13 protein-coding genes are annotated in these 19,529 nt (G+C 73.3%); 6 read left to right on the forward strand and 7 right to left on the reverse strand.

The annotated features are described in order from the left end of the window. Window positions 1–14: 14 nt before the first annotated feature. Together EV374_RS24330 and EV374_RS24335 are read left to right on the forward strand one after the other, a co-directional pair. Window positions 15–1,424, forward strand: a complete 1,410-nt coding sequence (locus tag EV374_RS24330; RefSeq protein WP_132239147.1) for an ABC transporter substrate-binding protein — start codon at window positions 15–17, stop codon at window positions 1,422–1,424. Window positions 1,425–1,553: 129 nt separating this feature from the next. Further along, window positions 1,554–2,921 carry an outer membrane protein assembly factor BamB family protein gene (locus EV374_RS24335; protein ID WP_165947895.1) on the forward strand — a complete coding sequence of 456 codons (1,368 nt, stop codon included), beginning with the start codon at window positions 1,554–1,556 and terminating at the stop codon, window positions 2,919–2,921. A gap of 29 nt (window positions 2,922–2,950) precedes the next feature. On the opposite strand, the gene EV374_RS24340 is transcribed toward EV374_RS24335, so the two are convergent. The 4 genes from EV374_RS24340 to EV374_RS24355 all read right to left on the reverse strand — a co-directional run bounded on the left by EV374_RS24340 (window position 2,951) and on the right by EV374_RS24355 (window position 8,031). Further along, window positions 2,951–5,806: a tetratricopeptide repeat protein gene (locus EV374_RS24340; RefSeq protein ID WP_132239151.1), complete on the reverse strand. Its 2,856-nt coding sequence runs from the start codon at window positions 5,804–5,806 to the stop codon at window positions 2,951–2,953. Further along, a complete protein-coding gene (locus EV374_RS24345; protein WP_132239153.1) occupies window positions 5,803–6,300 on the reverse strand; it encodes a hypothetical protein in 498 nt (165 codons plus the stop codon). Before EV374_RS24345 ends, EV374_RS24340 begins: the two co-directional genes overlap by 4 nt. 238 nt (window positions 6,301–6,538) lie before the next feature. Then, window positions 6,539–7,303 (reverse strand): ABC transporter permease, encoded by a 765-nt coding sequence (locus tag EV374_RS24350; RefSeq protein WP_132239155.1) that lies wholly within the window; start codon window positions 7,301–7,303, stop codon window positions 6,539–6,541. Beyond that, window positions 7,300–8,031, reverse strand: a complete 732-nt coding sequence (locus EV374_RS24355) for an ABC transporter ATP-binding protein (RefSeq protein ID WP_132239157.1) — start codon at window positions 8,029–8,031, stop codon at window positions 7,300–7,302. Before EV374_RS24355 ends, EV374_RS24350 begins: the two co-directional genes overlap by 4 nt. Before the next feature lie 112 nt (window positions 8,032–8,143). On the opposite strand from EV374_RS24355, the gene EV374_RS24360 reads away from it, so the two are divergent. Both EV374_RS24360 and EV374_RS24365 read left to right on the forward strand, forming a co-directional pair. Next, on the forward strand, window positions 8,144–9,250 hold the full coding sequence (locus EV374_RS24360) for a histidine kinase (RefSeq protein WP_132239159.1): 1,107 nt from the start codon (window positions 8,144–8,146) through the stop codon (window positions 9,248–9,250). 41 nt (window positions 9,251–9,291) lie between these two features. Beyond that, window positions 9,292–9,936: a response regulator transcription factor gene (locus tag EV374_RS24365; RefSeq protein WP_132239161.1), complete on the forward strand. Its 645-nt coding sequence runs from the start codon at window positions 9,292–9,294 to the stop codon at window positions 9,934–9,936. A gap of 146 nt (window positions 9,937–10,082) precedes the next feature. On the opposite strand, the gene EV374_RS24370 is transcribed toward EV374_RS24365, so the two are convergent. Beyond that, entirely contained in the window at window positions 10,083–15,545 is a 5,463-nt protein-coding gene (locus EV374_RS24370; protein WP_132239163.1) for an ATP-binding protein, read from the reverse strand. A gap of 234 nt (window positions 15,546–15,779) precedes the next feature. Continuing rightward, a complete protein-coding gene (locus tag EV374_RS24375) occupies window positions 15,780–16,202 on the reverse strand; it encodes an MmcQ/YjbR family DNA-binding protein (RefSeq protein ID WP_132239165.1) in 423 nt (140 codons plus the stop codon). Between the two features lie 265 nt (window positions 16,203–16,467). On the opposite strand from EV374_RS24375, the gene EV374_RS24380 reads away from it, so the two are divergent. Both EV374_RS24380 and EV374_RS24385 read left to right on the forward strand, forming a co-directional pair. Next, complete coding sequence (locus tag EV374_RS24380; RefSeq protein WP_486485935.1) at window positions 16,468–17,751, forward strand: multidrug effflux MFS transporter; 1,284 nt, start codon at window positions 16,468–16,470, stop codon at window positions 17,749–17,751. A 106-nt stretch (window positions 17,752–17,857) separates the two neighbouring features. Next, complete coding sequence (locus tag EV374_RS24385; RefSeq protein WP_132239167.1) at window positions 17,858–18,694, forward strand: TIGR02452 family protein; 837 nt, start codon at window positions 17,858–17,860, stop codon at window positions 18,692–18,694. Between the two features lie 133 nt (window positions 18,695–18,827). Here the strand turns inward: EV374_RS24385 and EV374_RS24390 are convergent, their stop codons facing one another. Then, entirely contained in the window at window positions 18,828–19,358 is a 531-nt protein-coding gene (locus EV374_RS24390; protein WP_207914512.1) for an SRPBCC family protein, read from the reverse strand. Between the last annotated feature and the right edge of the window lie 171 nt (window positions 19,359–19,529).

Consider the following 19,529-nt stretch of genomic DNA (forward strand, 5'->3'; position numbering starts at 1 on the left):
GAGAAGGAGAAGCAATGAGAAGACCTCGGCTCCGCCGGACCGCGGCGGCGTTCGTCGCCGTCGTGGCCGCCGCCGCGCTCACGGCCTGCGGCGACTCCGGGTCCGACACCGACGGCGGCAGCGGCGCGCTCGACGCGCCCGGCGCCGAGGTGCTGGAGAAGGCCACGGACAAGACCACGATCGAGTTCTGGCACGCGATGAAGGGGGCAAACGCCACCGCCGTCGACCAGCTCGTGGCCGACTTCAACGCCCAGAGCGGCGGCAAGGTCGAGGTCAAGGCGGTCTTCCAGGGCAGCTACGACGAGACGATCGCGAAGTACAAGGCGTCGGTGCAGCAGAAGAGCACGCCGGCCCTGGTGCAGATCTACGACATCGGCAGCCGCTTCATGGTCGACTCGAAGCAGGTCGTGCCGATGCACAAGTTCATCGAGAAGGACGGCTTCAACGCCGGCGACATCGAGCCGAACATCGCCAGCTACTACTCGGTCGACGGCAAGCTCTGGTCGATGCCGTTCAACTCCTCGACGCCCCTGCTGTACCTCAACAAGGAGGCGTTCGAGCGGGCCAAGCTCGACCCGACGAAGCCGCCGAAGAACCTCGACGAGATCGGCGAGCTGGCGAAGAAGCTCACGGTCAAGGACGCCAGCGGCAAGACCGTCCAGTACGGCTTCAACGCCGCCATCTACGGCTGGCTGGTGGAGCAGCTGCTCGCCACCGACGGCAAGGAGTACTGCGACAAGGGCAACGGGCGCAGCGGCCTGGCCACGAAGGTGCAGTTCGACCAGGAGACGGCCGTGCGCGTCGCGCAGTGGTGGACGGACCTGGTGAAGGGCGGCTACGCGACGAACACCGGCCGCAAGACCGACGACGCCCAGGCCGCCTTCAAGTCGGGCACGGTCGCCATGCACCTGGAGTCCACCAGCGTGCTGCGCGGCTACGTCGACGCCGCGAAGGGCAAGTTCACCGTGCTCACCGCCCCGTACCCGAAGGTGAGCGCTTCCTCCACGGGCGGACCGATCATCGGTGGCGCGTCGCTGTGGATCAACGGCGTCGGCCACGACGACAAGGAGAAGCGGGCCGCCTGGGAGTTCGTGAAGTTCGCCTCCGGCCCGGTCGAGCAGGCCAAGTGGCACACCAGCACCGGGTACGTGCCGATCAACGCCAAGGCGCTCGACGAGCAGATCGACAAGGACTGGATGGCGAAGTTCCCCCAGTTCCGCACCGCCGTCGACCAGCTGCACGCGCTCCCGCCGTCGGTCGCGTCGGCCGGCTGCCTGCTGGGCGTGATGCCGCAGGCCCGCAAGGCCTCCGAGGACGGCCTCGAGGCGGCCATCGTCGGCAGCAAGCCGGCCGAGCAGGCCATGAAGGACGCCGCGGCGAGCGTGCAGGGCGCCATCGACAGCTACAACAAGTCGGTCAGCTGACCACCGCACCGCGATGATCGTCGAGAAGGGCCAGTTCCGCCGGGACTGGCCCTTCTCCGTTGCCGCCCCCACGTCGGGGGTGCGGGCGGATCCTATGGTGGGCTCTGCCACCGATCGAGGGAGAGTCCGTTGTCACCGTCGCACCGCCCGCCCCGTTCGTGCGTCGCAGGGGCGGCCCTGGGCCTGCTCGTCGGGCTCGCCGCCTGCACCGGGCCACGGGCGGAGCCGCCCGAGCAGCCGGCGCCGGGGATCGCGGTGACCCAGGAGAGCCTGCGCGGCGGCGGGACCGGAACGGAGGGGGAGGGCGGCCCGGAACCCACCTGGTCGGTGACGGCCAGGCGGCTCGACCAGCCGTTGACGCAGCTCGGCCAGGTCGTCGTCGTGCCGGACGGGCGGGAACTGCGGGCGGTGGACCGCTCCACGGGGCAGGACCGCTGGCGTCGTCCGTTCCCGATGGCCTACCAGTACGCGGTCGCCGGCGACCTCATCGTGGTGAGCGCCAGCGACGGGGGGCCGCTGGAGGTGCTCGACGCGGCCACCGGCGCCACCCGCTGGCGGGCAGAGGACACCCAGGACGTCGTCGTGCAGCAGCAGGTCGTGTACGACCGGGAGTGCGTCGGCACCGGCCAGTCCGCGAAGTGTGTCGTCATCGCCCGGGACGTCCGCGACGGTCGCCAACTGTGGAAACTGCCCGCCGACCGGTTCGCCCGGGTCAGCGACGAGGCGCTCGGCGTCCGCGCGCCGTACGCCGCGCCCACCCAGCGGTACGTGTCGGTGCGGCTGAACGGGCGCACCTACACGAGCGTCGCACCCACCACCGGCAAGGCCGGCGCCGGACGCCTGCCGAGCCGGGCCTGGCACGGCTTCGTGGCCGGCAACCTGCTGGTGACCACCGACCACGATCCGCCCCAGGGCGACCGGCGGTGCACCGTCAGCATCGCCACCGTCGACGCGGCCACCGGCGCCGGAGGCTGGTCCGGCGAGGTTTTCAGCGGGCGACGCGAGGACGGCGAGTGCGCCAAGCGGTTGGCGCACGACCGCAGCGGGCTGACCCTGATCGGGACGGGCACCCGGCTCGTCGCGGTCAACGCCGTCGGCCGGCCGCAGGTGGTCGACCTGCGGACCGGCAGGACGCAGTGGGAGGGCGTCGCCCCCGGCGTGCCGATCGACGGCGACGACCGGTCCGTGCTGGTGCGGCGCACCGCCGACGAGGGCGAGCTGGCCCTGCTCGACATGGCCACCGGCGCGACGCGGTGGAGCGCGCCGGACCCGGGACTGTCCGGCACGTCGGCGAGCTGGCGGTCGAGCGTGACCGGCCGCCTCGTGGCGGTCAGCGGCGCGGTGGAGCAACGACCGGTCGTACTCGTCTACGACGTGTCGACCGGCCGCCAGCTCGGCCGGTACCCCGGTTGGCTCGCCGGTGCCGGGGACGACTGGGTCGCGGTGAGCCACTCCGGAGGCGCGGACGGGATCGCACTGGACCGCTACGCCTTCTGACCGGCGCGGCGGGCCGGCCCTGCGGCGCCCTACGTGTCGTCCGACGCGGACCGGGCGGCTCCGAGACCGCCCCGCAGCGACCTGCCCGACCTGGCGTCGGCGATCGCGAGCCCTATCAGGACGACGAACACCGCCTGGTGGACCTCCGGCGGGAAGACACGGAGCGGGATCGTTCCCGGGCGGAGATCGTCGAGCCACCGCTGCACCATCGTGGCGCTCTCGCGCTCGCCGACACCGGTGAACGCCTCGATCGCCTGTCGAAAGCGGCGCCGCGCCTCGTCCGCCTGCCTCGTCTCGAGCAGGGCCAGGCAGAGACTGATCAGCGCTCTACCCTCGCGGTGCCGGTCGCCGGTCGCCCGGTGGATCCCGGCGGCCCGGACATGGGCGGTGATCGCGTCCTCGAACCGTCGAGCCGCCCGCAGGGCGTTGCCGAGGTTGTTCGACGCGATGCCCTCACCCTGCCGGTCACCGGCCTCGCGGTACGCCTCCACAGCCTGTTCGTAGGCATCGGTCGCTTCGTCGAGGCGTTCCGCCTCCTGCAGGGCCACGCCGAGATTGCTGAGCGCGATGCCCTCACCGCGCCGGTCGCCCGCCTCGCGGTACGCCATCGCGGCCCGGGTGTGGGCGGTTGCCGCCTCGGCGCACCGCCCACATCTGCGCAGGGTCAGGCCGAGGTTGGTCAGCGCCATGCCTTCGTCCTGCCGGTCGCCGTTCTCGCCGAAGAGCGCGGCGGCCCGGGTGTGGGCGGCGATCGCCTCGTCGAGGCGTTCCACCGCCCGCAGCGCCGAGCCCAGGTGGTGCTGCCCCTCAGCTTCGTGGTGCCGGTCGTCGAACTCCCGGAAGATGTCGATGGCCCGGGTGTGCGCGGTGATGGCCCGCTCGTGCTGCTGCAACTCCTGCAGGTCCGCACCGAGGTTGTTCAGGGCGATGCCCTCACCCTGCCGGTCGCGGGTCTCGCGGCAGATCTCGGCGGCCCGGGTGTGGGCGGTGACCGCCTCGTCGAACCGCCCCACCGCCCGCAGGGCCTGGCCGAGATTGTTCAGCGCTGTGCCTTCGCTGTGCCGGGCGTCGATCTGCCGGTAGATGTCCAACGCTCGGGTGTGGGCGGTGACCGCCTCGTCGAACCGTTCCACCGCCCGCAGGGCCAGGCCGAGGTTGTTCAGCGCCATACCTTCGTCGTGCCGGTCACCGGTCTCCCCGATGAGCTCGACGGCCTGGGTGTGGGCGGTGACCGCCTCGCCGGACCGGCCCGCCTCGTTCAGGGCCACGCCGAGGTTGCTCAGCGCCATGCCTTCGCCGTGCCGGTCCCCGGCCTGCCGACACAGGGCACGGTAGCTGTCGGTGACCGTGATCAGCTCGGACAGATGTCGACGGAACGACAGGAACGCGTGCAGGAGGGATCCCAGCGCGATGCAGGCCGTGCGGTGCCCGTGCGTTGCCACGGTCGTGCAGACGGCGACCAGGTTGGGCCGTTCGGACTCCAGCCAGGCCAGGGCCTCCGCCCGAGTGGGAAAGGCGACCGTGACCGGGGGCGGCTGCACCTGTCCCGCGGCGGCGTAGGTGGTCTCGATCCGGGCTACGGCGTCCGCGGGGACGGAGGGTGCGGCGGGCACGGCGGCGACCGGTGGCGGCTGCAGATGGGCACTGGCGGCGGCGGTGGCTGCGACATAGTAGGTGAACAGCCGGGCGCGGGCGGCATCCGGAGCATCGGCCTCGGCCGCCGCGTTCGCCTGTTCCTCGGCGTAGAGGCGGACCAGGTCGTGCATCCGCCATCGCCCCCAGCTGGGGGCTGCCTCGACGAGGTGGGCCCGGGACAGGTCCTCCATCAGGGTTTCGGCCCGGTGCGCATCGGTGTCGACCAGGCACGCGGCGGCATCGGTCCCGACCTCCGGGCCAGGATTGACCGGCAGCAGCCGGAACAGGCGGGCCTGGGCGGTGCTCAGTTGCCGGTAGGACAGGTCGAACGCGGCGCGAACCGCGCGGTCCTCCCGGCTCAGCCGGTCCAGCCGGGTGTGCGCGGCGCGTAACGCCTCGGCGAGGGAGGCCAGCGTACGGGTACCGGAGTCGCCCAGCAGGCCGGCGGCGATGTGCAGAGCCAGTGGCAGACCCGCGCACAGTCCGGCGATCTCGGCGGCGGCCCGCGGCTCGTCCCGCACCCGGGCGTCGGCCGGGCCGCGCGCCTGTGCCAACTGCTCGGCCAGGAGCCGCACGGACGCCTCGACGTCCAGCACGTCGAGGTCATGCAGTCGGGCCCCGATCGCCAGGGTGTGCCGTGAGGTGACCAAGGTGGCGGTGCTGTCGTCGCTCGGCAGCAGCGGGGTCACCTGGGCGGCCGTGGCGGCGTTGTCGACGACCAGCAGCAACCGCCGGTCCTGTGCGGCGTAGGCGGCGAGCACGCTGCGGAACAGCCGGCTGCGGTCCTGCTCCTCGGCGGGGATGTGCTCCCCGGGCAGGCCCAGCGCCTGTAGCAGGCCGAGCAGCGCCTCGCCCGGCGACAGTCGTCGTCGCGGGTCGTAGCCGAACATGTCCACGAACAGCACCCCACCGGGGAACCAGCCCGGTTGCCGTTGCGCCCGGGTGGCTGCCTGCACGACCAGCTCGGTCTTGCCGACCCCGGCCAGCCCGGCCACCGCCGAGACCGGTCCCGCTCCGGCGCTCCCGCCGGGCGCCAGCTCCTTGAGCAGCAGCTCGACCTCGGCTTCCCGGCCGGTGAAGGACTTCGCGGCCCGGGGCAACCCGGCCGGGGTGACCTGCGGAGGCAGGGTCACGGTGATGGTGTGACCCTGGATCACCGCGTTGAGGAACACCCCGCCCGTGATCGTGTTCGTTGTCGCCCCGCCCGCCCGTCGGCCGAAGAGCCGGCGCCCGAACCCGTCACCCTTCATGCCGGCCCGCCCCGGGACGGGCCGGCCTCGTCGTTGCGGACCGGCGGGTCGAGTGGTTGCCGGCCGACGTCACGAGCCTGGGTGACCGGACCGTGGAACGTACCGGTCCTGATCGTGTTGGTCACCCGGCCGGCACCGGCGTCGGCCGCCGGGGACGCGAGGGCGGGCGCGGTCGTCGCGGACGGCGAGGACGGGCCCCCGATCGTCAGGTCGCGGGCCTGGACGACCGACTGGGCGAACTCGCCGCCCTCGATCGTGTTGTCGACCCGATCGACCGGCCCGGCCCCGGCCCGGGACATCGACCTGCGGGTCGACGCCGCAGTGTGGACCGACAGGGCCAGACCCAGCACACTGACGAAGATCCCAAGTGCGCTGGCCCACTTGTCGGCCGCCGTCACGCCGATCTGGACGAACGCCACGCCGAGGCCGATCAGGCCCAGCGAGCAGGCCGCACCGGCCGTCCAGCCCGCGATTCTCACACCACGACGGGTCATCGCTCCATTATTTACGGTTACCGCCAGCGGCGGAACCGCGGCCGGGCCGGCGACCACGGTCGTGGGCTGCCCCGGCGTCGAGCCCGCTGCCTGAGCTGCCCGCGCCCGGTGACGGCAGGCGGACCTGCACGGATCTGCGCGCGCATCGGCTCACCGCGGCGCAGCGTGGCGGCGGCGTCGCCGACCATGTCGGGCGGCGCCGGCAGCAACCGCGCTGGCACCGACTGCGACGCAGGCACTAGTTCCAACGGAACAGGAGCGCGGCGACGGTCGCACCGACGACTGCGGTGATCGCCAGACCCGCCAGGTTCGACGCGTCGACCGAGGCCCCCGCCCAGGCGCTGGAGAGCGCCTCGACGGTGGCGCCGAACGGCAGCCACGAGGCGGCCCGGGCCACCGGTTCCGGCAGGGAGGCGGTGCCGCCGAACAGGCCGCCGACGGCCCCGAGGGCGAAGAAGGCGATCAGGCCGATGGCGACCGCCGAGTTCGGGGTGGGCGCCACCGAGGCGACGATCAGGCCCAGCCCGTACATCGCGGCCACCGAGAGCCCGACCACGGCGAGCGCCATGCCGACGTGGGCCGGCGGACGTGCGCCGAAGCCGACGACGGCGACGGCGTACGCCAGCCCGATCCCCACCAGCGCCTGCGCCAGGCTCACCACCAGCTGGGCGACGAGCACCATCGCCGGCGACGCCGGGGTGACCGCGAGCCGGCGCAGCACCCCGCTGCGGCGGTAGTAGGCCAGGAAGCTCGGCATGTTCACGATGCCGATCGTGGCGAGGACGATGGTGAAGACCAGCGGAAGGACGAACAGGTCCAGCGCCGAGCGCCCGCCGGCGACCTCCTGGTCACCGGCGGCAGCGGCGTTCATGACCAGGATCAACAGCGGCAGCCCGATCGGTACGACCAGCCCGGCCGTGTCCCGGACGACCATCTTCGCCTCGCACCCGATCAGGGTCAGCCACGAGCCCGCCCCGGGCCGTCGTACGGTCACCTCGTTCATGCGTCCTCCTCCGTGACGAGTTCCTTGCCGGTGAGGCGGACGAACGCCTCCTCCAGGTTCGCGGCGCCGACCCGGGCGGCCAGCCCGGTCGGGGTGTCCAGGGCGACGATCCGGCCGGCGTCGAGCAGCACGACCCGGTCGCAGAGCCGTTGGACCTCGTCCATCGCGTGGCTGACCAGCAGCACGGTCTCGTCGCGCAGCCCCTCCACGCCCGCCCAGATGCGCCGCCGGGCACGCGGATCCAGTCCGGTGGTGAGTTCGTCGAGGATCACCACCCGCGGGCGGCCGACCAGGGCCAGGGCTATGGAGAGGCGCTGCTGCTGGCCGCCGGAGAGCTTCTCGAACCGCGTTCCGGCCTGCCCCCGCAGCTCGACCAGGTCGAGCAGTTCGTCGGTGGGGCGCGGATCGGGGTAGAAGCTGCGGTAGAGGCCGAGCAGCTCACCGACGGTCAGGGCGGCGTGCAGCTCGGCCTGCTGCAACTGCACGCCGAGCACCTGGCGGACGGCGGCCCGGTCCCGGCGCGGGTCCCGCCCGAGCACCCGGACGCGTCCCCTGTCGGGGACCCGCAGGCCGGCGATCAGCTCGATCATCGTGGTCTTGCCGGCCCCGTTGACGCCCAGGACGCCCAGCACCTCACCGGGGGCCACCGTCAGGTTGACGTCGTCGACGGCGACGACGTCGCCGTACCGTTTGTGCAGGTTCTCGACCTCGATGGCGGGTTGGCTCATGCTCCCCATGCTGGTCGGCGCCACCCGCCCGCCGCCTGTGCCGGAGGTCAGCCCCGCCGGCCATGACTTTCGGCACCCGTGGCTCGCCGGACGCGGCGGCTAGGGTTGCCGCATGCGGCGGCTCGGGCTCGATGAGTGGTCCGGCCTGGTGATGCTCGTCGTGTGCGTGGGCGTCGGGTCGCCGGTGATGCTGGGCCTGGTCGAGCCGGACATCCCGGCGCCGGTGTGGGTGGGGCTCTTCGTCGTCACCCTGGGTGCGGCGCTCGGCGCCGTGGCCGAATGGGGAGCACCCCGCACGAGGTGGGCGGCCTACGGCACGGCGGTGGTCGCCGGCTGGGGCGTGGTCGCGACGGCCCCCCGCGCCGGCATGCTGCCGATCCTGCTGGTGGTGATCGCCGCGCTCGGACCGGAGACCCTGCGGCTGCCGGTCAACCTGCTGGTGGTGGCGCTGAACACGGCCGTGATCGCCCTGACCGTCGGCCGGGTCCACGACGACCCGGTCGAGCCGCTCGCGTCCGGGGTGTTCTACGGGCTGATCCAGATCGCGACGACGTTCAGCGTGACCGCGGTCCGACGGGAGCAGCAGCACCGTCGGGAGCTGGCCCGGGCGCACGTGGAGCTGCGGGCGGCCAGCCTGCTGCTGGCCGGGTCCGCCCGCACGGCGGAACGACTGCGCATCTCCCGCGAGCTGCACGACCTGCTCGGTCACCAGCTCACCGTCCTCACCCTGGAGCTGGAGGCGGCCCGGCACCGTGCGGGCGACCCGGCGCGGGAGCACGTCGAACGGGCCGGCCGGGTGGCCCGGGAGGTGCTCGCCGACGTGCGCGACACCGTCAGCGCGCTGCGCGCCGGGCCCGCCGCCGACCTCGCCGAGGCGCTGCGCGACATCGGCCGCGAGATCCCCGGGCTCGACGTGACGGTCGAGGTGGGCGAGGACGTCGAACCGAACGAGGAACAGACCGCGGCGCTCGTGCGGGCCGTCCAGGAGATCATCACCAACACTCTGCGGCACGCCTGCGCGGGCGAGCTGCGAGTCACGATCGTCCGCCACGGTGAGGCGATCCGCCTGACGGCGGTAGACGACGGGCAGGGCGCGCGGGCCGTAATACCCGGCAACGGGCTGCGGGGCCTCGCGGAGCGGTTCGCGGGACTCGGCGGGGAGATCGCGTACGACGGCAGCGCGGGCTTCCGGGTGACCGCCCGGATGCCGGCCCGGTGACCGGCGTGCGCGATCCGGCCGGCCCGAGCGGCCGAGGCGGCATGACCCGGGTGGTCGTGGTCGACGACCAGACGCTGGTCCGGCAGGGCATCCGCACCCTGCTCGACATGGCGGGTATCGAGGTGGTCGGCGAGGCCGACGACGGCGAGGCCGCCCTGGCCGCGATCGACGCGACCCGGCCCGACGTCGTCCTGCTCGACCTGCGGATGCCGCACCGGGACGGCATCTGGGTCCTCCGACGGCTACGGGAGCGCGGGGCGGACGTGCCGGTGCTGGTGCTCACCACCTTCGACGACGACACCCTCGTCCTCGACGCGCTGCGCGCCGGAGCGCGGGGCTACCTGCTCAAGGACGTCACGCTGGAGCAGCTGACCCGGGCGGTCGAGACCCTCGCCGCGGGCGGAACGCTCATCGCCGTGTCGATCACCGATCGGCTCCTGCGCGCCATCCGCTCGGCGCCGTCCCCGGTCGGGGTGAGCGCCCCGCCGGCGCAGGAGCTCACCGAGCGGGAGCTGGACGTGCTGCGGCTGGTCGCCGAGGGCTACACCAACCGGGAGATCGCCGGCCTGCTCTTCCTCGCGGAGGGGACGGTCAAGAACCACGTGTCGGCGATCCTGCTCAAGCTGGGTGCCCGGGACCGCACCAACGCGGTGCTGCGGGCGCTGCACGAGGGCGTCCTGCGGTAGAGCCGACCGGGCCCGTCCGCCGGTGCGTCCGGTCGTCACGCGGCGGGGACCCGGCGCTGTGGTCCCCGGCCTGCACCGGCCGGGGGCCACACCGCAGACGCCTGTGACGCGCCACGGCGAGGACCTCGCCGTGGCGCGTCGCCGCGTCAGCGCAGGCGGCCCTCGATGGCGTCGATGATGCGTGGGCGCAGCTCCGCCGCGCGGATGACGGCGTCGACGGAGCCGACCTCGACCGCGCGCTGGATGTTGTGCACCCGGTCGAACTCGGCGGCCACCTCGCCCAGCTTCTCCACGCGCACCGACGAGCGCAGCTCGTCGAGCTCCGCGGTCAGCGCCGCACGGTCGGTGCCGGAGGCCGCCGCGACGCGGGCCTCCAACTCCCGCACGCGCGGGTCGGCCGCCGTGCGGGCGTTGACGTCGCCGGAGAACACCACCGCGGCGGCGGGGGCGCCGCCGAGGACCGAGGCGAACGAGCCTTCCAGCGCGAGCACGGTCATGTTCGGGTTCAGCGCCTTCGAGAACACCACGAACGCGCCACCGTGGTACCGCGAGATCACGCAGAACACGATGGGCCCGCGGAAGTTCACGATCGCGCGGCCGATCTCGGCGCCGTACTCCAGCTGGAGATTGCGCATCGACTCCGGCGAGCCGTCGAAGCCCGACAGGTTAGCCAGCACCACCAGCGGCCGGTTGCCGCTGGCCGCGTTGATCGCCCGCGCGGCCTTCTTCGACGACCGCGGGAACAACGTGCCCGCGGTGTAGGTGTCCGGGCCGTCGGTGGGCGGGAAGCCGCGCCGCGGCACCGACCGTGACTCGATGCCGATCAGGCACACCGGCATGCCACCGAGGTGTACGTCCTGCACCGCCACGGTCTCCGCGTCGGCCATGCCCGCCCACCGCTCCAGCACCGGGTGGTCCTGGTCGGAGAGCGCCCGCATCACCGTCCGGATGTCGAACGGCTTCTTGCGGTCCGGGTTGGCCTCGGCGGAGAAGATCTCGCCGACGGTGGTGAAGTCGCTGCCCGCCACGACGTGCGGGAAGGTGGAGACGTCGCGGTCGAGCGGGTCGGCCGTCCGCGCCCGCCGTGGCCCCTGCTCGCCGGGCGCGACGTACGTGTGCTCGTAGTGCGCCATCAGCACGTCCCGCGCCCCGGCCAGGTTCGGCGCCCAGTACTGCGCCTGCCCGTTCGGACCCATCACCCGGTCGTAGCCGCCGATGCCGAAGTTGTCCTCGGCCGACACCCCACCGGAGAAGTCGAGCGACTGCTTGCCGGTGAGCACCATCGCCGAGTCGGGCGTCATCACCAGCACGCCCTTGGTGTGCATCAGCATCGTCGCCTCGGCGTTCCAGTACGGCTGCGCCCCGACGGTGATGCCCGCGACCACGACGTTGATCTCGCCGCCGTCCTGGGTGAACTCGACGATCCGCTTGAGCGCCGCGGCCACCCAGTCCATGTTCTCCGTGCCCGACTCCATGGAGATCCGGGCGCCCGCCGACAGCGCGTACCACTCCAGCGGCACCTGCATCCGCTCGGCCAGGTCCAGCGCCGCGATCACGCGGCGGCACTCCGGCTCCGACAGCGCGCCGAGCGCCTTCGTCGGATCGCCCAGCAGCACGACCCGGGTGACGCCCTGCGGGTGCCGCCGGGTCGGCGTGGTCACCACGCCCGCCACGATCGCCGCGCTGTTGCGCCCCTTCGGCCGCTCGACCGGCACCAGCGCGTGGTCGTCGTCGAGGTCGTGCTCGACGAAGGTGCCGAGCAGGCCGGTCAGCTCGTACGGGTAGACCGCGTTGCGGCTGCTCGCGCGCAGCACCTTCTGCCGGTAGTCGTCGAGCGGCTCGACCGGCTCGTCCGACGGCTCGCCGACGGTCAGCGCGGTGCCGCCGGTGGCGTCGAACGAGACGCGTACGGCGATCTTGGTCAGCTCGCCGGTGCGGCGGTCGCGCTGCCGCGCGATGAACAGGATCTCCTCCAGCCCGGCACCCGCGGTCGTGGGCAGCACCCGCCGGGCGATCATCTCCAGCTCCGCGCGGGTGAGGTCGCTCGGCGGCCAGACGTAGACCACGATCCGGTTGGTGCTGAAGCGCTTCCTCGACGGCCGCCGCGACTGCGCGCGACGGATCGAGTCGAGACAGGTGGCGAGGACGTCCTCGGCGGTGGGCAGCGCCACCAGCCGCCCGTCGTGCTCGCGCAGCTCGGTCAGGTCGCGCACCTGCGCGAACGCGACGAGGCGGTCGTCCGACGGGTTCTCCCGCGCCACGCACTGGAAGAGGTAGACCTCCTCGTCCGACGACGGCAGCCGGGTGAGGTCGAACTTGCTCAGCCGCTCCATCTGCATCCGCTGCGCGATGTACGGGTGCAGGCCACGGATCAGCCGCTCCTCCATCATCCCGATGGTCGACGGGCGGAACGTGAAGTGGTGGTGCATCACCGCGCCGCTGCGACCCGCGACGGTGGTGGTGAGCCTGCGGACCTGGTTCGGCAGCGGGTGCGCGCTGACGACCTCGTGCAGCGCCGCCGCCATCGCGTCGAAGTCCGCCGGCTGGTTCTCCCACGCCAGATAGATGTCGACGTCGATGGCGTCGTGGCCGCTCGCCAGCTCCGCGAGGCCGCGCAGCGCGCTGCCCAGCGCGTCGAAGCCCACGGCGGCGGAGACCACGCACGAGCCCGTCCGCTCGGCGACCACGAAGGTGCAGCCTTCGACCTCGCTGGTGCGTACGCCGGTGAGGTCCTTGTTGCCGTAGTAGCGCCGGGTCAGCACCTCCAGCATGACCGCGTTGTCCACGTCGTCGCGGACGAGCCGCTGGCCGAGCAGCCGCACCAGCGGCTCGGTGGAGCGCACCATCTCGGCGACGCGCTCCGCGCGGTCCGGCGCGTCCGGATGCGCGTCGAGGTGACGCAGGTGCCGGCGCACGTCGGCGTAGACGCGGGCCCGGTTGCGGCGCAGCAGCGGCTGGGCGAACCAGGCGAACACCACGCCGCGCGCGAGGTCGCAGACCACCGGGAAGCGGACCTGCGTCGCGGCCACCAGCCGCTCCAGCGCGAGACCGGCGGGCTCGCGCAGCGACTCGTCCGGCGGCGGCTCCCGCAGCCAGGCGCGCAGCAGCGTCGCGACGACCGTGGCGTCGGCGGACGCGCGTTGCAGGGCGAGGAAGATCCGGAACACGGCGGCTTCGAGCTCGGGGCAGCGCTCCAGCTCGGTGACGCCGTAGTGCCCGAGCGCCTTGGCGAGCTTGGCCTGGAACGTCTCCGGCAGCCCGGCCCGGTCCACGTCGAGGTACTGCAGGTAGGTGTGGAAGTACTCCCGGGCGCTCGGCACGTGGCCGGCGCCGCCGCCGTCCTCGCCCGTCGGCCGGTTGCGGCTGAGTTCGGTGAGGTCGGCGAACACGTCGATGAGGCCGAGTTCCTCGGCCAGCGGCCGGTGACCGTCCTCGGTGGCCGACCGGCGCGCGGCGAGGTAGTCGTCGAGCAGCCGGCGCTCGTCGTGCGGATCGACGTCGAAGCCGAGCAGCAGGCTGCGCAGGTCCTCCTGGCCGCGCGTGGCGCGCTCCCGCGCCGGGATCCTGGCGGGCGCTTCGGGCAGGTCCAGCTCGACGGACTCGGTCGCCGCGGTCTCCCCGGCCTCGGCGTCGTCGGCGAGCGGCTCCAGCCGCAGCAGCGGCGCGCCGGTCTCCACCTGGGTGCCCACGGAGACGACGCATTCCTTCAGCCGCGCCTTGAACGGCGCCCGCAGCACCGTCTCCATCTTCATGCTCTCCAGCACCAGCACCGGCGCGCCCGCCTCGACCTCGGCGCCGACCTTTAACGGCGTGGCGACGACCAGCGCGGGGCTGGGCGACCGCAGGACACCGCCCTCGTCGCGGGTGACCCGGTGCGCCACGCCGTCCACCTCGACCAGGTGGATCGGCCCGTGCGTGCCGATGAGCAGGCGGTAGCGGGTGCCGTTGACGACGATCTGCCCGGTGTGCCGGTCGAAGCGGTCCAGCTCGACGTCGGCGGTGCGCACGGCGCCACCCGCTTCGACGCCGACGCGGAACCGGTGTGCGCCGACCCGCGCGACGCGCACGCGGTAGTCGACGCCGCGCAGCTTGAGGTCCAGCGGTCGGCCGCTCTCGTGCTGCACCTGCGGGCGTCCGCCGAACGCCGTCGACAGCAGCCGCTGCCGCTCGACGCGCTCCTCCTCCTCGTACGCCTCGATGGCGGCGGCCGCCAGCGCGACGGCGGAGTGGCGGTGCGTTACCAGCCTGCCCTCGCCCCGGACGCGGTCGATCCAGCCGGTGTCCGCGCTGGCGTCGATCACCTCGGGCTGGTCGAGCAGGTCGAGCACGAAGCTCTTGTTCGTCGCGCCGCCCTCGATGATCACCGTGGTCTGCGCCATCGCCCGGCGCAGCCTGCCGAGCGCCTCGTCGCGGTCGCGGCCGTACGCGATGATCTTCGCGATCATCGAGTCGAAGTCGGCGGGGATGGTGTCGCCCTCGCTGACGCCGGTGTCCACGCGGATGCCCGGCCCGGCGGGCAGGTCCAGCCGCGCGATGCGGCCGGGGGAGGGCGCGAAGTCGCGGTCGGGGTCCTCAGCGTTCAGCCGGGCCTCGATGGCGTGCCCGCGCTCCGCCGGCGGCTCGCCCTCGAGCCGCCCGCCCGACGCCACGTGCAGCTGCGCCCTGACCAGGTCGAAGCCGGTGGTGGACTCGGTGATCGGGTGCTCGACCTGGAGGCGGGTGTTGACCTCCAGGAACGCGAACAGCCGGTCGCCGGGGTGGTAGAGGAACTCGACGGTCGCCGCGCCGCGGTAGCCGACCGCGACGGCGAGCCGTTCGGCCGACGCCTTGAGCTCGGCCGTCTGCTCAGGACCGAGCACCGGCGACGCCGACTCCTCGATGACCTTCTGGTTACGCCGCTGCACCGAGCAGTCGCGGACACCGAGCGCCCACGCGGTGCCCTGGCCGTCGGCGATCACCTGGACCTCGACGTGCCGGGCGCCGGTGACCAGGCGTTCCAGGAACACGACGCCGCTGCCGAACGCCCGCGCGGCCTCCTGGCTGGTGCGCTCGTAGGCGTCGGCGAGCTCGGCCTCGTTGGTGATCACGCGGATGCCGCGCCCGCCGCCGCCCGCGGTCGCCTTGAGCATCAGCGGGTAGCCGATCTCGGCCGCCGCCGCCAAAGCGGCGTCCAGGGTCTCGACCGCGCCGCGGCTCCACGGCGCGACCGGCACGCCGACCTCCTCGGCGATCAGCTTCGCGCCGATCTTGTCGCCCAGCTTGCGCATGGCGTCCGGGCTCGGTCCGACGAAGGTGACGCCGATCCGCTCGCACAGCTCCGCGAACGCCGGGTCCTCGGCGACGAAGCCCCAGCCGACCCACGCGGCGTCGGCCCCGCACTCCACCAGGGCGCGCTCCAGCACCTTCAGGTCGAGGTACGGGCGCGCGGACGCGGGACCGAGGTCGTAGGACAGGTCCGCCTCGCGGACGAACGTGGCCGTACGGTCGACGTCGGTGTGCAGGGCGACGGTCTCGATCCGTGTCCCGGTCTCCGCGGCGATGTCCCGTACGGCGTGGATGAGCCGCATGGCGGCCTCACCACGGTTGACGATGGCGACACGACTGAACACCGATCGAGCCCTCCTTTTAGACCAATGATGCGCGGGCCGCGACGCGGCGGCACCTTCGGCAGTGTCCACCCTCGTGCCTGTGGATCAAAAGGTCAGGGGTCCGAATCCGTTCGGCGAACGGACGATGTTGCGGCGTTGACCAGCCAAAACGCCGGACGCAACCGTGATCGTTTCCCGGCATGTGTTGCGGCCGTCCACTTCGTGGGAGAGTGATGCGCCCGGGGTGCGCTTATGTTACTGGCGGGTTCGTGTCGAGCGGGGTCGCGACGGAGCCTCAGCCGGGACCGGTGTGCCGCCGTCGAGGTCGCCGAGGAGCAAGCCCGGAACGCGCATCCGCCACGCGTCGGTGACGAGTTCCGTCAGGCGGTCGACGTCCACCCGCGCCAGCCGCAGCATGACCAGGGGCAGCCCCTCGTAGGCGGGCGTGGTGAAGAAGACCTCGGGCTCGCCGAGGAGCAACGCCTGCTTCTCCGCCTCGTCGCCGACGTAGAGCACCGCGACGTCGGTCCGGATCAGGCGCGACGTGCCGGGTCTGCGCTCGGGGTAGGACCAGACGAACCCCTTGTCGGCGACCCGGAAGTCGAAGCCCTCGCTGTCGATCTCGACCACGTGCGGCAGCGCCAGCGCCAGGTGCCGGACGTCGTCGGCGTCAGCCATCGGGGTCGCTCCGCACCATCGTCTCCCACACCCGCGCAGACTAGCTGCCACGGGTGACAACATGGTGCTGGCGCGAGGGCCCGACCGACGGGACCCGGGCCGTGCGCAGCGGCTCCGGTCGCCGTTCGGCCGCCGCCGCCCGACTGTGAACTCCGTTACCTCGCCGCCGAGCGGGAATGAGATCACCGGATCCGGATTTGGAGCCAGATGTGACTCCTGCACTCTTCCCAGCCCGGCTGCGCACCGACCGGCCGGCGGCGAGCCGATGACGGCCGCCGTCGACGCCCCCAAGGGGTCGGCAGCCCCGCTGACGCCCGGTGACCTGATGAGCCCCCGGCAACGCCTGCGGCTCGTCCTCGTCCTCGGGTCGCTGATCGCGGTGGGTCCGCTGACCATCGACATGTACCTGCCCGCGCTTCCCACGATCGTCGACGACTTCCAGACCACCTCGGCGGCGGTCCAGTTGACCCTCACCGGCACGCTGGCGGGCCTCGCCCTCGGCCAGTTGCTGATCGGCCCGCTGTCCGACGCCGTCGGCCGGCGCGCGCCGCTGATCGCCGGCATCGCGCTGCACGTCGTGGCGTCGCTGCTCTGCGTCGTCGCGCCGAGCATCACGGTTCTCGGCGCGTTGCGGGTGGTGCAGGGCCTCGGCGTCGCCGCGGCCTCGGTGGTCGCGATGGCCGTCGTCCGCGACCTGTTCGACGGCGCGGCCTTCGCGAAGCTGCTCTCCCGGCTGCTGCTGGTCATGGGGGCGGCCCCGATCCTCGCGCCGACCCTCGGCGGCGGGCTGCTGCGCTGGACGGACTGGCGCGGCGTGTTCGTGGCGCTGGCCGCCTTCGGCGTGCTGCTCGTGGTGGTCGCCGCGTTCGGCCTGCGCGAGACGCTGCCCGCCGAGCGGCGCCGCCGCGGCGGTGTGGTCGCGACGGTGGGCGTCTACGGCTCGCTGCTGCGTGACCGGACATTCGTGGGCCTGGTCCTGGTCGCCGGGCTGGCCATGGCCGCCCTGTTCGCGTACGTCGCCGGGTCGTCGTTCGTCTTCCAGGACCAGTACGGCCTGGACGAGCAGCAGTTCGGGTTGGCCTTCGGGGCGGGCGCGGTCGGGCTGATCGCGGCGACCCAGTTCAACGTACGGCTGCTGCGCCGCCACCCGCCGCAGCGGATCCTCGTCGTCGCCCTGGCCGCGGGCAGCGTAGCCGGACTGGCACTGCTCGCCTTCGCCGTGACCGGGTTCGGCGGGCTGCCGGCCCTGCTGGTGTCGTTGTGGGTGGTGCTCGCGGCGGCGGGCCTCGCGATGCCGAACGCGCCGGCCCTGGCCCTGTCCCGCCACGGCGAGGCGGCCGGCACGGCCTCCGCCCTGCTCGGCGCCGTGCAGTTCGGCGTCGGCGCGCTGGCCGCGCCCCTGGTGGGCGTCCTGGGCACCGGCGCGGTCGCCAGGTCCCTCGTCGTCGCCGGGGGCATGCTGGCGGCGACGGCGGTCCTGCTCGTCGTCGTGCGACCGTCCCGGCTGGCAGGCCTGGAGCCGGACGGGGTGGCCCTGGCTGCGCACTGAGCGGGCCCGCCGCGCGTTGCGCGGAAAGCAGTTGTCGGCGGAACGGGTGGCGGCCTAGCCTGCTGGCTGTGCACGCCACCTGCCGGCGGATGCGCCGGGTGCGCCGGTGAGCAGCCGCCTTCGTGAGATCGCCCGACAGACGGTGGCGATCGCCGAGTCGGGCCGGTACCGCAACGGCGCCGGCGACGAGGTCGTCATCGGTGCGCAGGTGCGGGCCGCGGTCGCCGGCACCCGCCACCACCTTCCCGACGGGACGCTCACCGTCGACGACACGCGGGTCGGGGCCGGCGACGTCGAGGTGACGTACGAGTCGACGTTGCAGGCGGCCCGCCGGCTCGGCCCGGATGCGGCGTGTCTGGTGTTCGCGTCGGCCAAGAACCCGGGCGGCGGGTTCCTCGGCGGGGCGAAGGCGCAGGAGGAGAGCGTCGCACGATCGTCCGCGCTCTACCCGTGCCTGCTCGCCGCGCCCGACTTCTACGCGTTCCACCGCGGCCAGCGCGACCTGCGGTACAGCGACCGGGTCGTCTACTCCCCGCGGGTGCCGGTGTTCCGCGACGACAAGGGCGTGCTGCTCGACGTGGCGTACCAGACGTCGTTCCTCACCGCCGCGGCGCCGAACCTCGGCGCGATCGTGCGCAACCAGCCCGCGCACGCCCCCGACGTGCCGGCGGTGCTGCGCCGCCGTGCGCGGCGGGTGCTCGAGGTGGCCGCCGCGCACGGGCATCGGACGATCGTGCTGGGCGCGTGGGGGTGCGGGGTGTTCCGCAACGACCCCGCCACGGTGGCGGACGCCTTCGCCGACGCGCTGCGGGTGGTGGACCGGTTCGACCGGGTGGTGTTCGCCATCCGCGACAACCTGTCGGGTACGCCCGTGTACGGCGCGTTCGCAGCACGCTTCGGCACCTCCGCGCCGGGGCGGGCGGGCGACGCCCGTCGGGGTTGAGTGGTCCGGCCCGACGCCGCGCCGAGTCCCGGCCCGGCGGTGGCGCGCTGCCGCCACCGCCGTACACCGCCACCGTTGTCAGGCCGCTACCGCCGCCCAGCCCACCACCGCGTCCAGCCCGCCGGCGCCGTGGTCAGCGTGGCTGCTCGGCGAGGTCCCGGATGCCCTGCAACGTGCCGGTCATGGCGTCCCGCAGGGCGTCCAGCCGGCGGGCGATGACCTGCTCCTCGTTCTCCGGGGCCCGGTCGATGATGAGGCTGAGCCCGGTGCGGCCGGGGCCGATCCGCACGGAGTGGGACAGTCGGCACCCGCCGTCCTCGGCGGTGAGGCGGTACTGCCAGCTGGCACCCGGTTGCGCGGGGTCGGTGGGGCCGCCGCCGAAGCGGTTGTCCGGGTCGAGCACGACCCAGCCGAAGGCCCGCGGCTCGTCGAACCGCACGATGTGCGAGATGGTGCGCCACTCGCCCAGCGCCGGATGGTGGTTGTGCCCCTCGAACCGGGCGCCGAGTGTCGGCCCCCGGCTGCCGTCCAGCCACCGCACCCGGCGCAGCTCCGGACTGAACCGCGCGGGCAGCTCGATGTCCGTGACCAGCTCCCACACCCGGGCGGGATCGGCTGCCACGTGCAGGTCGCACTCGACCGCCGGGCCGTCGACGTAGCGCACGGCATCCTCCTTCGTGTCCTCGACTGTCTTCCGGTCCGCGCACCGCAGCCACCGTCGTAGGACGGGCGGCCGCCGCACCGGACAAGGATGGCCCGTCCGGGCCGTCCGCGCAGCCCCGGCACGCTCATGTGTCTCGATACCGACGATCGGCGCGGGCATCGACCGTCGGTG

This window comes from Micromonospora sp. CNZ303, from assembly GCF_004345505.1.